The organism is Streptomyces sp. NPDC005963, assembly GCF_040638655.1.
Taxonomy (GTDB): Bacteria; Actinomycetota; Actinomycetes; order Streptomycetales; family Streptomycetaceae; genus Streptomyces.
This window is the reverse complement of record NZ_JBEXVD010000044.1, coordinates 1-14635: the sequence shown is the minus strand read 5'-3', so window position 1 is coordinate 14635 and position 14635 is coordinate 1. Positions and strand designations below refer to the sequence as shown.

Genomic DNA, 14635 nt, shown 5'->3' with positions numbered 1-14635 from the left:
CGCTTCTCCTAAACGGTCATCTGACGCAGCTGGGGCCGGTTCGACGTGGCCAGTTCATCGAGCCGATCTGCCAACTGGGCGACAGTCGGGTTGGCGAAGACCGTCGTGACTTTCACATCGATCTTGAGTTCGTTGCGTATGCGGCCGATCAGCCGGGTGGCGAGCAGCGAGTGCCCGCCGAGGTCGAAGAAGCCGGCGTCGATGCCGATCTCCTCCACGCCGAGCAGTTCGGCGAACAGCTGGCAGAGGACTTCCTCTTTGGGGTTGCGCGGTCCCCGGCCAGCCGCGGCTTCGGCGTAGTCGGGTGCGGGGAGCGCGGCTCGGTCGAGCTTTCCGCTCAGTGTCTTAGGGAGCTCGACCAGCGGCACGATCGCCGAGGGGACCATGTACTCGGGCAATTGCTCCTGGAGCAGGCCCGTCAGGAACTCGATGTCCAGCTCGGCCGGGTCCACCTGGCCGCCCGGTACGACGTATGCGAGCAGCCGCTGGTCGCCGGCGCTTTCCTCCCGCACGACGGCCACCGCGTTGCCGACGTCCGGGTGCGCGGTCAGCACCGACTCGATCTCACCCAGCTCAATGCGACGGCCACGGATCTTGACCTGGAAGTCGCTCCGGTCGACGTACTCAAGCTGGCCGTTCTTGGTCCACCGCACCACATCGCCGGTGCGATACATCCGCGCTCCGGGCTCGCCGTGAGGGCAGGCGATGAACCGATTCGCCGTCAGCACAGCCTGCCCGAGGTAGCCTCGCGCCAGCGGGGTGCCAGCGATGTACAGCTCACCGGCCACCCCCTGCGGGACCGGGCGCAGCGCCGCATCCAGCACGTAGACCTGCGTGTTCCAGATCGGCACGCCGATCGGCAGCCGGTCCGCACCCGGCTCGTGCTGCCACGTAGTCACCTCCACCGACGCCTCGGTGGGACCGTAGAGGTTGTGCGCGACGCAGTCAGGCAGCAGCTCGACGAAGCGGTTGGCCAGTGCGGCCGGGAACGGCTCGGCCCCGACCTCGACCCAACGCAGGCTGGTGCACCCGCGCGCCGTGGGCTCGTCCACGAATGCCGCCAGCAGGGACGAGACGAAAACCGCGCCGGTCACCCGCTCGCGCTGGATCAGCTCGGCCAAGTAGGCCGGATCCCGGCGCCCGTCCGGGCGCGCGATCACCACGGAGGCCCCCACCTGCAAGGGTGCGAACATCTCCGGCATCGACGCGTCGAAGCTCGGCGCCGTGCTGAAGAGCACCCGGTCCTCGGCCGTGACACCGAAGTGTTCCAGACCCCACTCGATCCGGTTCATGATGGACCGGTGCGACACCTGTACGCCCTTCGGGCCACCGGTGGAACCGGAGGTGAAGATGATGTACGCGACGTTGTCCGGCAACAGCGCACGTTCCGGGTTGGTCTCCGGATACCCGGAGACGTCCTGCAACTCCTCTTCGAGCACCAGGAGGGGCTGCGCACTGTCGAGCATGTGTCGCACGCGGTCTTCTGGCAGCTCGGGGTCCACGGGCATGTACGCCGCGCCCGCCTTGGCCACCGCGCAGGCCGCCACCATCAGATCGACTGAACGCGGTATCCGCACGGCAACGGACCGGTCCGGGCCTGCACCTTGTTCGACCAGCCAGTGCGCCAGCCGATTGGCGCGCCGGTTGAACGTCGCGTAGCTCAGGCTCTCCCGCTCGCCGATCACCGCGACACGGTCCGGAGTGCGCTCCACCTGGGCCTCGAAAGCGTCGGGCAGTGTGCCCCCGGTCACCGGGTGCGCCGTGTTGTTGACCCCCCGCAGCAACCGGTCCCGCTCCCCGTCCGACAGCACCTCGATCGCGCTGACCGGCGTCTTCGGGTCCGCGAGCACCTGCTCGAACACCCGGACCAGCCGGGCACCGACGGCCTCTGCCTCGGCGAGGGTGTAGAGGTCCTTCTGGTAGTCGAGGGAGAGCCGCAGATAGGGGTCGGCGGCGGCAAGGGCGAGCGCGTAGTGCGCGCCCGCGATCGGCCGGATGGCATCGATCGTGAGGCCCGCCGAGGTGTTCGCGTCGACCATGCCCTCGCGGTCCATCGGGTAGTTCTCGAACCCGATGAACGTGTCGAAAAGGGCGGGTAGCCCGCTCTCGCGCTGGATGTCGGCGAGGCCGTAGTAGTGGTGGTCCAGCAGCGCCGTCTGCCGGTTCTGCAATGCGGTGACGAGGTCAGCGAAGCTCTGGTCGGGCCGCCAGAACACCCTGATCGGCAGGGTGTTGATGAAGAGCCCGACCATCTCGTCGGAGCCGATCAGGTCTGCCGGCCGGCCGTTGACCGCAGCGCCGAACACCACGTCCTGCCATCCGGTCAGTTTCGACAGCAGGACGGCCCATGCACCCTGTACGAGCGTGTTGAGCGTGATGCCGAGTTCCGCGGCGCGCCGGGCGAGCTCACGTCCCTTGTCGATCGACAGCGGCACCTCGACCTTCCCGATGGCCGACGCCCCTTCTTGGACGGAAGCGTCCGGGGCGACGAGTGTGGGCTGGTCGAATCCATCGAGCTCTGCCTTCCACCGGGCGGCTGACGCCTCGCGGTCGTGCGTGGACAACCAGGTCAGGTAGTCGCCGTAGCTGCGGACCGGGGGGAGTTCGCCGGTCCCGGCGTACAGCCGGATCAGATCCCTGATCACCAGTGGCGAAGACCAGCCGTCGAAGACGGTGTGGTGTGCCGTGATGATGAGCTTGGCCTGCTGCGATCCGTGAGTGATCAGCCCCAGGCGGAACAGCGGCGGTCGGGCGGGATCGAGCCGGTGGGCCCGGTCCTCGGCGAGGAACGTGTCGAGCGCCGCGTCCTGATCGGCCCCGTTCTGACCGGTCACGTCGATGTGCCGCCACGGGAGGGTCACGTGGTCCGGCAGGACCTGCACCGGATCGCCGACGGCCGTGCTCCCGAACGCGGCTCGCAGGTTCGGATACCGCTCCAGCATCGCCTGCCCGGCCGCTCTCATACGTGCCGGGTCCACGTGTCCGGACAGATGCAGCACCAACTGCATGTGGTAGACGTCGTAGGAGTCCTCGGCCATCGCGGCCTGGAACTGGATGCCGGACTGCCCGGGCGACTGGGGCCACACCTCGGTCAGCCGACCGTAGCGTGTCTCCCACGCCTCGATCTCGTCCTGCTTCACCACGACCAGCGGAGCGTCCGAGGGCGTGAGGCCGCCGACCTGCGAGCGTGTGGCGTGGGCTGCCATGCCGTGCAGCACCTCGACCCACAGATCAGCGAGCTCATGAACCCGCTCGCGGGAGAGCGCTCCGGTGGGGAACATGAAGGCGGTCTGGAGCCGGGGGCCGTCGGCGGTGTCCGTGGCGAGGGAGTTGACCTCAAGGGCGGACAGTGCGGGCTGGTCCTCGTCGAGTGCCGGGATCAGCTCGGCGGACCAGGGCGCAGGTCCCCAGCCCTGAGCACGCAGGTGTTCGGGTACGTCCGTGTCGGAGATCCGGCCGAGGTAGTTGAACCCGATCTGCGGCATCCGATGGTCGGCGAGTTGCCCGGCGGTCTCCGGGTTGAGGTGGCGCAGCAGCGCGTAGCCCACGCCCTTGTCCGGGATTTGGCGCAGTTGCTCCTTGACCTGCTTGATCGCCGTTCCGGTCGCGGGGCCGCCCGCCAGTACGTCGGTCAGGTCCGCCCCTCGCACGTCGATGCGGGCCGGGTACATGCTGGTGAACCATCCGACGGTCCGGGAGAGGTCGGCGCCGGGGACGATGCCTTCCTCGCGGCCGTGGCCTTCCAGGCGAACCAGGGTCGGGCTCTCGGCACCGCGCCAACGGTTCACCGCCAAGCCCAGCGCGGCGAGCAGCACGTCGGTCCCGGTGCCCTTGAACGCTGCGGGCAGCTTGGTCAGCACCGCTTCAGTGACCTCGGCGGGCAGTTGCACCCGCACGGTGTCGACCGTGGACATCACGTCCACTGCCGGGTCGAACGCCCGTGTTCCCAACGGGGGGGTGGGAGTCTCCAGCAGGTCTTGCCAGTAGGGGAGTTCCGCTTCCCGCTCCGGGGTGAGCGCCTCGTCCTGGAGCGCCAGTGCCCAACGGCGGGCCGAGGTGCCGACCGCGGGCAGCTCGGGCGACCTTCCGGAGTGGACGTGCTGCCATGCCTCGGCGAGATCGGACATGAGGATACGCCAGGAGACGCCGTCCACCACCAGGTGGTGCAGCACCAACAACAGCCGGCCGGCGCCCGACGCCGTGTCGAACCAGACGAACTGCGCCATCGTCCCGGCCTCCGGGTCGAGTCGCCCGGCCGCCTCGTCCAGCTCCGTCTTCGCCGTCTGGAGCGAGGACGGCTCGTCCAGCCCGTCGCAGGGAACCCGGCGGATCAGGTCCGCCGCCCGTACAGCACCCGCAGGACGTACCTCCAGGTTGGGGTCGTAGCCGCGCACCAGCTGGGCGCGCAGCAGGTCGTGCCGGTCGAGCACGGCGTCCAACGTCGCGGCGAGCCCGTTCTCGTCGATGCCCGCGGGTAGCTCCAGCGCCAACGCCATGGCGAATCGATTCATCCCGCCGCCGTGCTCGAACACTTGCCGTGCCACCGGCTGCAACGGCATCGCTCCGACGCCGCCGCTCGCATCCTCCGCGAGTGCGGGCACCAGATCCTGCCGGTCGGAGGCCACCTCGGCGAGGCGGGCCGCGGTGCGGCACTCGAAGATCTCCCTCGTGGTCAGTTTCAGACCCCGCGCGCGGGCCCTGGCCACCACCTGGATGGACCGCAGACTGTCTCCGCCCACGGCGAAGAAGTCGTCGTCGATGCCGACCCGCTCCACACCGAGCACGTCCACGTACGCTGCGACGATGATCGCCTCGGACTCCGTGCGGGGCTTCCGGTAGACCTCGCCCACGAACTCCGGTTCGGGGAGCGCCGAACGGTCCAACTTGCCGGTGGGGCCGAGCGGCATCCGGCCGACGGTCACGAAGGCCGACGGCACCATGTAGTCGGGCAGCCGTGCGGCCACGAACCGGCGCAGCTCGGCGGCCGACGCACCGGCCTGCACATCCACATCGCCAACACCACCGGCCCCGTCGTCAGGTACGGCTCCGTCGCCCTCGTGTACCACGTACGCGACGAGTTGATGCCCCCCTGATGGCACCTCGCGGCTGATCACCACTGCCTCGCGGATGCCGGGGTAGAGCTCACACACAGCTTCGACCTCGGCCGGCTCGATGCGGAATCCGCGCACCTTCACCTGACCGTCGCTCCTGCCGAGGCACTCCAGCTGGCCTTGCGCGTTCCAGCGGGCCAGGTCGCCGGTGCGGTACATCCGCTCGCCCGAAGGGCCGAACGGGTTCGCCACATAGCGCTCGGCGGTCATGCCCGGGTGACCGTGGTAGCCGCGGCCCAGGCAGGTCCCGACCACGTACAGCTCACCGACCACGCCCTGCGGCACCGGGGCCAGGCCCCTACTCAGCACATAGGCGCGCATGTTCCCCAGCGGAGTGCCGATCGGCGCGACGTCGCCCTCCGTCCAGTCCTCGGACGCCGCGAGGGAGAACGTGGTGGCGTAGAAACTCTCGCTCTGTCCGTAGGAGTTGACGATCTGCACGCCGGGCAGGGCCTCACGCACCAGCCGCACCAGTCGGGCCGGGAGCACATCACCCGCGAAGACGACCGTGTGCACGTCGGTGGTCTTCTCCAGGTGCTCGACCAGTTCCCCGAGCACCGAGGGGACTGTGCTGATCACCTGGCCGTCCCAGCCATCCCGCTCGCCGAGCACCAACGCTGAGGAGACGACCTCGGCAGTGCCGCCGGTGGACAGGGTGGACATGAGCTCGAAGACCGATACATCGAAGTTCACGGACGTGCCGGCCAGCATCCGAGATCCGGGCGGTGCGTCCAGGACACGGACCAGTTCCTGCACGCCGTTGACGACAGCGCGATGGGTGATCGCCGCGCCCTTCGGCTTGCCCGTGGAACCGGAGGTGTACATGACGTACGCCAGGTTGTCGGGTGCCAAGGGCGAGACCCGTCCCTCGTCGTCCAGCACCCTTTGGGGTGCATCCCACTGCGCCCGCAGGTCCAGGTTGACGAGCGACATGTCGTTGTCCGGCAACTCCTGCGACGTCGCGGTATCGGTGACCACGAAACGCGGAGCCGCATCGGACAGCACGCTCTGCGCCCGCCCGGTGAGGTACTGCGGATCCATCGGAACGTACCCGGCGCCGGACTTGAGTATCCCGAGCAGGCCGACCGCCAGGTCCTCCGTGCGCGGCAGCGCGAGCACCACCAGATCCTCGGGCCCGGCACCACGCCGGACCAACTCCCACGCCACCGCGTTCGCCCGGTCGTCGAGCTCCCGGTAACTCAGGGTGCGCTCATCGCACACGATCGCCGGGGCATCCGGCGTCCTGGCCACCTGCTGTTCGAACAGCTCCGGAACGGTCAGCTCGGACACCGCCGCCGCAGTGTCGTTGAACTGGGTGAGCAGCCGGCCCCGCTCGGCCGCATCGAGCACGTCCACCCGGCCGATCGGGCGCTCCGAGTCGGCCACGAGCTGAGCGAGTACGCGGACGAACCGGCGCGCAAGGTGTTCGACCGTGTCCCGGTCGAACAGGTCGGTGCGGTACTCCAGCCTGCATCCCACCCCACCCGACTCGTTCGGGATCAGGTCGAAGAACAGGTCGAACTTGGCCGTACTGGTCTCAAGCTTCGCGACCTGGACCGCGAGGCCGGGAAACTTCAATTCCGGCACTCGCTCCTGCCAGGCGAGCATCACCTGGAAGAGGGGGTTGTAGGCGGTGGACCGGTTGGGGTTGAGGAGCTCCACCAACCGCTCGAAGGGCAGGTCCTGGTTGTCGTACGCGGCCAATGCCCTCTCTCGCACCTGCTGGAGCAGCTGCGAGAAGGTCGGGTTCCCGGACAGTTCGACGCGCAGCACCCAGGTGTTGACGAAGAAGCCGACGAGGTCCCGCAGCTCCTCGTCGACACGACCCGCGATCGGCGCCCCGATGGGCACGTCGTCACCGCAGCCGACGTGGTGCAGGAGGACTCCCAGCGCGGAGTGCATGACCATCGACACCGTGGTGTCCGCCTCGGCCGCCAGCTTCTCGATCGACCGCAGCAGGTCCGGGGCGATCGAGAACGGAACCATGTCGCCGGCGTGGCCCATCACCTTCGGACGCGGGTGGTCCGTGGGCATGGCCAGCGGCTGTGGCAGATCGGCCAACATGTGTCGCCAGTAGTCCAGCTGCCTGGCCGCCAGGCTGTCCGGATCGGACTCGTCACCCAGCACGTCCCGTTGCCACAGCGTGTAGTCCGCGTACTGCACCGGCAGCGGCTCCCACACCGGGGCACGGTCCTGCGTACGAGCCGCATAGGCCACATGGAGATCACGGAACAGAGGGCTGAAGGACTCCCCGTCCACGGCGATGTGGTGCATCACCAACACCAGCGTGTGCTCGCGCGATCCGCACCGCACCAGCCTGGCTCGGATTGGTATGTCGGTGGCCAGGTCGAAGGTCGCGGTGGCGAGCTCATCGACCGCCGCCGCACGCTCCTCCTCCCCCGCGGCCTCGACCACCGGCAGATCGAAGGGCTGCCGACCGGACGGCAGCACCTGCTGGTGCGGGACTCCGTCACCGTCCTCGACGATCACGGTGCGGAGGATCTCGTGCCTCTCGACGACATCGCGCAGCGCCAACTGCAGTGCACTGACGCTCAGCTCACCGGTCAGCCGCAGGGCGAAGGCCCCGTTGTAGGTCGGCGACGGGCCTTCGAACCGGTCCACGAACCACAGCCGGCGCTGCGCGAACGACAACGGGATCATTGAGTCTCCAAATCGGCGGGTCTGTCGGGGAACAATCCGCCGGTCAGCCCTGATCGAGTACTGTCAAGAGTTCGTTGCTGTAGAAGTCGTCGAAGGAGTACGCGCCCGACACCGTCGAGAAGTAGCGGTCGGTCAGGTCCTGGTTGCCGACCAGCTTCCGCACCATCTCCGTGTGCCTTTCGGGCTTGAGCTCGGCCGCGTTGAGCGCGCCCTGGTAGAAGCTGTAGGACGTGTCTTGCAGTCCGTTCTCGTAGCGCCTCAGCGCCTTCGTGAGCGCGATGTCGTCGTGGAGTTGCTCCCCGATCTCTTCGGTGAGCGACTGAGCCTGGAGGAAGGCGTCGGTGATGCCGCGGGCGGTGATGGAGTCCTTGTGGTGCACGGCGTCGCCGAGCAGCACCCATCCGGGCCCGTGGGCCTTACGGAAGTAGTTCTCCTGCGCCCCGGTGCCGTACATCTGCTCCACGCGCTCGCCATCGGACATCCGCTCGTACAACTCGGGGGCTGTTGTGCGGACGGCGTCGAGGTAGTGGGACTCCACATCGGTGCGGACGTCCGAGAACTCGCTCTGGGGGAAGTAGGTCATGATCAGCGTAAGGCCGTCGTTGGTGGGAGCGAGGGCGATCCAACGCCCGGGCCGTTCGTACAACTCGAAGTGCGCGGGGACTTTGTCCCAGTAGCTGTAGTAGGTGCAGGTCATCCGTGCGTGCTCGATGACCTTCGGCGCACCGACCTTGCGGGCCACCAGCGAGCGCATGCCGTCTGCGCCGACGACGAGCCGCGCGCGCTCCGTCGCCTCACCGCCGCCAGGCGTCGTGTACCGCACTCCGGCAACCCGGTCGCCCTCGTACAGCAGGTCGTTGACCGTGCATGACTCGCGGAACTCCACACCGGCGGCCACGGCTCCGCGGGCGAGGATCGGGTCGAGCACGAACCGCCGCGGCGCGTACGTGGTCCGATGACCGTCGACCGGCAGGGAGAACCCTTCCAGACGGACACCGAGCGCCTCATAGCTCTGGTGGTTGATGGGCCGGCAACCGGCGTTGCGGAGTTCGTCAAGCAGCCCCCACCGATCGAGCAACGCCACGCCCGGCTGGTGGATGTAGTGCGACGAAAGCGTGTCCTGCGGAAACCTCGCCTTCTCCAACAGCAGGACACGATATCCCTGCCGCGCAAACAGCATGGCCGCCGGCGAACCCGCACAACGGGCACCGATGACAATGACGTCGTACATGGCGGCACCTCTCTTTCCAGATTGGATTCATAAATCCCAACGGCCGGAGCCAAGTGAGCCATTGGGGTGGAGCAAAGCCAATACCGAAACAACGGAAGGAATAGTCGATGCCGCGGACACAAATCCGTGCGGGGGCATTTGATTCCGAACCGCACCTCATCGGCGGAAGAAGAACGCGGTACCAGTCGAGCGGTGATCTAGAGGGTGACCGAATTCGTGGATTCGATGTAGTCGGAGATCGAAGCGACCGTCGGGTTGAGGTACATCTGGTCCATCGCGACCTCGACTCCCAGCTCGTTCATGAAGGCAATCTGGATCTTTGACATGATCACGGACTGGCCACCGACGGAGAAGAAGTCGTCATCGACAGAAATATCATCGCACTGGAGTTCTCGGCACCATATGGCACGTACCGTTTCGGCAATCATCACAGTCCTCTCGGTTGCCATCAAGACAGTCGACTACGCAGCCGTGCCGCTATTGGCGTACAGGTTCCGGCATGTATCGACCAGCCCCGCTCGGTCGACCTTTCCATGCGGACTCAGGGGAATTCGAAGGACATTGACAAACCTGGCCGGAACCATATTCCTCGGTAGTACCCTCAGAAGTCGGGTACGCAGGTCGTCCTCGGTGAGTTCCTTTCCTGAGGGGACGATGAAAGCGACCAACTCAGCCTCACCGAAGTCGTTGTACGTGACCACCACGGCCGCCTCGCGGACCCCGGCCAACCTGCCGAGCGCGCGCTCGATGTCGGCGGGATCGATGCGCATGCCCCGCACCTTCACCTGCGCGTCCATTCGGCCGGCGACGACGAGTTCGCCGGCATCGGTCACATGCCCGCGGTCTCCCGTGCGGTACAGCCTGAGCGGCACGCCTTCGACCTCGATCGTGGTGAACTTCTCGTTCTCGGGACCGGTGCCGTTGAGGTAGCCCGCTCCGACCCCGGCACCGGAGATGCAGATCTCGCCCGACTCCCCGCGCCCGACTCCGCGCAACTGCTCGTCGAGGAGATGGATGTCGGTGTTGTAGGCCGGCTGGCCGACCGGTGCGATGTCCTGCTCGCCGGTCCGATATTGCGACAGGTCGTACGACGTCGCGACGTCCGTGCACTCGGCGACGCCGTACTGGTGCAGGAGGGTGCACGTATTGCCCTCGCGCCGGGCCCAGTTGGCGATACGTTCGAACTTCAGCGGCTCCCCACCGAACAGCATGTAGTCAAGCCGGGTGAGCACCTCACCTCCGCGCGCGGTCTCCCAGTCCACCAACAGGTACAGCGTGCTGGAAGCGCAGTGCACCGTGCGTATCTCATGGTTCGTCAGCAGTCGGTACGCCATCAGTGGGTCGAAGTTCCGACTCTCCATGAGGTACTGGGTGGCACCGCAGAACAGTGGCGTCAGCAGGCTGCGCTGGGAAAGGTCGAACCCGAACGCACTGACGACCAGGTTGTTCGACCCGCTGTGCAGACCGTACTCAAGCTCCAGCCAGTTCATCAGGTTGAACCAGCCCTCGTGCCGCACGGCAGTCAACTTCGGGGTGCCGGTGGACCCGGAAGTGAAAACCGCGTAGCACACGTCGTCCCCGGTGACGGCAACACCGGGATCGATCGAGGGAAGACCGTCCAGCAGATCGGAGAGCTCTTGGAGGTCGACGACCTCGGCAGCCGCGGAATCGACCAGCCCGGCCGTCGCGGGGGAGGCCACGATCAGGGCGAGATCGGGCACCTGGCCCAGCAGCAGTTGCAGCCTCGCCGCCGGGTAGGCCGGGTCGAACGGCACATAGGCCGCACCTGCCTTCAGCGTGCCGAGGATGGCCACGAGCATGTCGATCGAATAGTCGAGACAGACGCCGACCTTCGCACCCCGACCGTGTCCGCGTGCCGTCAGGAAGTGCGCGAACCGATTCGCCTTCGCGTCCAGCTCCGCGTACGTCAGCCGCTGCCCGGCGCAGAAGACGGCAACGGCGTCGGGGGTGGCCTGCACATGCGCTTCGAACCGCTTGTGGACGACTGGCTCCGGGGGCAGGACAACCCGCCTTCCCTGAAGAATCATTGACTGACTCCAATGTGAGAGGTGTCCGGTGCTGGGTCTGCCGGTCGGCACGTCGAGCACAGGCCCACCCACTCGTGGACGGGCAGGCCATGCGCGGGCGCCGGTTCCGGGTCGTACTCCAGTTGGCGGACGAACAGCTCGACTGTGAGTGCGGTGGTCGTCTGCCGATGCCTCTCCGTAGCTGCCGACGTGACAAGAAGCCGACTGCCACCGATGTGGTGGGCGCCCCCTTGGTCCGTGACCTGACGAGGAACGGACCAAAACGGCTCACCGCGGTTGCTCACCGACATCGGCTGTTCTCACTCACGGCCGAGACGTAGGTGTCGGCCCCACCGCGTCAGCGCCGTCGCGCACCAACAGAGCCAAGGGCACCTGGCGAATTAACTTCCTTGGATCCGTGCGGTGTTTTAGTCCACCGCCATGGCCTCACGCAGGCTCCGGGGGCGCAGGTCGGTCCAGTTCCGCTCGACGTACTCCAGGCAATCGGACCTGGACGCCTCACCGAAAGCCACGCGCCAACCCGCGGGCACATCGGCGAACACCGGCCACAGGGAGTGCTGCTCCTCGTCATTGACCACGACGTAGAAGCGGCCGTCCTCGTCATCAAATGGGTTCGTGCTCAACTGGCACCGTCCTTAACCGTCACGAGGCTACTGGGGATGGGGCTCGCCGGGCCGAGTGCCAGGAGGCACCGGACGCCGGTCACCGCTCGGCGCTGTCCGGTCGACAGGACATCCGGCTGGAGGGCGACCCCGGCAATGCCACGTCACCGTAAGGACACGAACGTCTGCGCTACAAGGACGACGTGCTCGCGGGCCAACCGGTCGCCCTTCCGGACCTGCACCCACCGGGATCTTCTGTACCCCGTCGCATTCCTGTGCAACGATGCCGCGCCTGCTCTGCGGGCGGGTCCGTCCACCGAACTCAGCTCCGCCGATTCCGGTGGACGAGCGTCAAGCCGACGGTCGACAGCCGGGCGGCTCATCGGCCGCCCGCGTCGTCGGAGGCCTCAAAGGAACGCTCAAGAGCCGCTGCAACAGTGGCAGAACTCTTCTCGTGTCCACGCCCTGCGCATCGGCCCCCGCTCTATGGTCGAAGACGCGTGGCCCGATCCGAGGGGGAACGATGGACCACTCACGACCCACCCTGCGCCTCTTCGTCCTGCACCACGCGGGGGGCTCACATCTGCAGTACCGCAACTGGCCGGCCGAGTTGCCGGACACATGGGACGTACGGCTGCTCGACGCACCCGGCCACGGTCTCCTCATCGACCTGCCGCCTATCAGAGACGTCGGCCACCTCACCGACTTCCTGCTGCGCAGCATCGAGCCCGACCTGACCTGCCCCTACGCGCTCTTCGGACACAGCATGGGCGCCGTCCTGACGTATGAGATCAGCCGACGGATCGTCGACCAGGGCCTACCGCTACCGGTGTGGGTTGGCCTCTCCGCACAGCCGGCACCACAGCCGACGGGCCTGGGCAGCGGGTACCGCGAACTGTCCGACACCGAACTGCGTAACCATCTGCAGCAGTTGGGCGGCACACCCGACGAGGTCTTCGACGACCCCGACCTATGGTCCCTCTTCGCACCGACCATCCGCGCCGACCTGGGCCTGGCAGAAGACTGGCGCCTCGCTCCCGACGCCCGCCCACTGCCCGTGGCACTTTCCGCCTACGCCGGCACCGAGGACCGTTCCGCCGCACCCCGGCTGATGAAGGGCTGGGAGAAGCACACCGACCGATTCCTGGGTCTGAGCGTCTTCGACGGCGGTCACTTCTACTTCATGGACGCTCCCTGGCCGCTGTTGCGGCAGATCGCACAGGACGCAACCACGGCGCTCCACGCGGGGGGCGCGGCGCGTTCCTGCTGAACCTCCCATGGGCGCCATTGCCCGTCCGCCCGACACCCCCGACGATCCCCGCCGAGCGGTCGACCCGAACGACACGCGTCACCCGACCATCGGCGCCACGCACCACACGTGTTCACCGCGCAAGTACTAAGCACCGCCCCGGCGCCGCTTCAGCCCGTCCCGCGAGACCTGGCCGGTTGTGTGCACCCAACTCAAGGAGGCGTGATGGCGAAGCAGGCCGGTTCAACCCTGGGGTCGCGGAGCGGCCCAACAACCTCCCTTCCCCAGCCCCCGCCACGACGGTCGCCCGCCGCAGGGGCCGGACCAGACCGCGGCCAGGTGCTGACGACCAAGGTGGGTCTGCAAATGCCGACCGGGATGGCCTACGACGAATGGGAACGGTCCGGGCGCCAGCTCGCAGGTGTCCTCGACTCGTCCTCCTGGTGGCTGGGCGACTGGCTCGTCTACGGCAAGGACCACTACACCGACCGGTACCAGCGCGGAATACGCGCCATAGGCCTCTCCTACCAGACCCTGCGCAACTACGCGTGGGTTTCACGGCGCTTCGACCTCACGCGGCGCCGGCCCACCCTGAGCTTCCAGCACCACGCCGAGCTGGCCTCCATGCCGGTTGAGGAACAGGACTGCTGGCTTGAGAGGGCTGAACAGCAGCAGTGGACCACCAAGCAGTTGCGCGGCGCCCTCCGCGCCGCGCGCCAGGGCGAGCAGCAGCCACCCACGCGCACCGAGCCGAGCCGTCGTCTGGAGGTTCCCGGCGATCACCTCCAGTGGTGGCACAAGGTAGCGGAACAACTGGGCGTCGACTTCGAGCAGTGGGTGACGACCACACTGAACAGCGCGGCTGCGAGTGCCTTGGAGGCCCTCGGCGAGCCGACCGAGCAAGGGGAGATCTCCGGGCTCAAAAGATCCACGGGCCCGGCCGCGTTGGGCACGAGCGCTTCCGGGGAGAACGCCCGGCCCGGGAACGACGCCGAGCAGGCTCAGCCGGTGGCGACCGGAGCCTGAGCGAGCGATACGCGATAGGCCGTGCGTACGAAGGCTCAAGAATCTGCGTCGACCTTATCGCCGTCCCGTCAACAGGACAATGCTTCTGAATGTCGAGCACGCATGTGGAAGTTCTCTGGGGGACTTCATGCCGCCTTCTCGTTGCCTTTGACGCACTCTCCGAACCACACTACATGGCGGGCCCTCTGGCCATTAGCCGAGGTTTCCGGACGCAATCGGGAGAGACTTCATGGGTATGTCGAGCAGGCTTGGCAAGGAGATTTGCGCCTCATCCAGATGCGCAAGGGCGACGGCACCACCAACGAGCTCACCACCTGCAGTGTGGTCATCTCACGTGGTGCCGCGTCTCCCGAAAAGTACGACGTCCGACGAACGGTTCGGCAGAGCTCCGATTTCCTCAACGAGTGCGGTTCTCTGACGGCTAGGGTCCGCCTTGTCCCATTCCGAAGGGTCAAACGCGCCGGGGACGGTACGCAGGTGGTGCTGCGCTCGCTGCGCGACAACCGGACGGAGGAACTCGCCGTCGACGCCCTGGTCTTCGCCACCGGCTACGACGGCGTGGATCCCGCCTTCCTCCTCGGCGACTTCGACCAGCACTTCCAGCGCGACACAACAGGCAAGCACCGCGTGCAACGCGACTACCGCCTCGTCACCGCATCAGACCTCACCTGCGGTGTCTACCTCCAGGGCGGCACCGAACACAGCCA

General features: G+C 67.2%; 7 protein-coding genes and 1 pseudogene. 3 read left to right on the top strand and 5 right to left on the bottom strand.

Annotated features, from left to right (window positions below; translation table 11 throughout):
* Positions 1-8: 8 nt before the first annotated feature.
* From ABZ348_RS33445 to ABZ348_RS33425, 5 genes are all read right to left on the bottom strand, one after another.
* Entirely contained in the window at positions 9-7772 is a 7764-nt protein-coding gene (locus tag ABZ348_RS33445; protein WP_358939571.1) for an amino acid adenylation domain-containing protein, read from the bottom strand.
* Between the two features lie 43 nt (positions 7773-7815).
* The gene (locus ABZ348_RS33440; protein WP_358939569.1) at positions 7816-9003 is read right to left on the bottom strand and encodes an NAD(P)/FAD-dependent oxidoreductase; all 1188 of its coding nucleotides are present in this window, start codon (positions 9001-9003) and stop codon (positions 7816-7818) included.
* 197 nt (positions 9004-9200) lie between these two features.
* Entirely contained in the window at positions 9201-9431 is a 231-nt protein-coding gene (locus tag ABZ348_RS33435; protein ID WP_358939584.1) for a phosphopantetheine-binding protein, read from the bottom strand.
* Positions 9432-9464: 33 nt separating this feature from the next.
* A complete protein-coding gene (locus tag ABZ348_RS33430) occupies positions 9465-11051 on the bottom strand; it encodes an amino acid adenylation domain-containing protein (protein WP_358939567.1) in 1587 nt (528 codons plus the stop codon).
* Positions 11052-11458: 407 nt separating this feature from the next.
* Positions 11459-11674 (bottom strand): MbtH family protein, encoded by a 216-nt coding sequence (locus ABZ348_RS33425; RefSeq protein WP_358939565.1) that lies wholly within the window; start codon positions 11672-11674, stop codon positions 11459-11461.
* 502 nt (positions 11675-12176) lie between these two features.
* Between ABZ348_RS33425 and ABZ348_RS33420 the strand changes: the two genes are divergently transcribed.
* From ABZ348_RS33420 to ABZ348_RS33410, 3 genes and pseudogenes are all read left to right on the top strand, one after another.
* Positions 12177-12923, top strand: coding sequence for an alpha/beta fold hydrolase (locus ABZ348_RS33420; RefSeq protein WP_358939563.1), 747 nt, complete (start codon positions 12177-12179; stop codon positions 12921-12923).
* 318 nt (positions 12924-13241) lie between these two features.
* The gene (locus ABZ348_RS33415; RefSeq protein WP_358939562.1) at positions 13242-13928 is read left to right on the top strand and encodes an LmbU family transcriptional regulator; all 687 of its coding nucleotides are present in this window, start codon (positions 13242-13244) and stop codon (positions 13926-13928) included.
* A gap of 477 nt (positions 13929-14405) precedes the next feature.
* Positions 14406-14635 (top strand): annotated as a pseudogene (locus ABZ348_RS33410) (L-lysine 6-monooxygenase); the annotation flags it as partial.

What these genes read in the sequence shown, in the direction of transcription:
- ABZ348_RS33430 (WP_358939567.1), bottom strand. Translation starts at nt 11,051, where the DNA reads ATGATTCTTCAGGGAAGGCGGGTTGTCCTGCCCCCGGAGCCAGTCGTC.
- ABZ348_RS33445 (WP_358939571.1), bottom strand. Translation starts at nt 7,772, where the DNA reads ATGATCCCGTTGTCGTTCGCGCAGCGCCGGCTGTGGTTCGTGGACCGG.
- ABZ348_RS33435 (WP_358939584.1), bottom strand. Translation starts at nt 9,431, where the DNA reads ATGATTGCCGAAACGGTACGTGCCATATGGTGCCGAGAACTCCAGTGC.
- ABZ348_RS33440 (WP_358939569.1), bottom strand. Translation starts at nt 9,003, where the DNA reads ATGTACGACGTCATTGTCATCGGTGCCCGTTGTGCGGGTTCGCCGGCG.
- ABZ348_RS33420 (WP_358939563.1), top strand. Translation starts at nt 12,177, where the DNA reads ATGGACCACTCACGACCCACCCTGCGCCTCTTCGTCCTGCACCACGCG.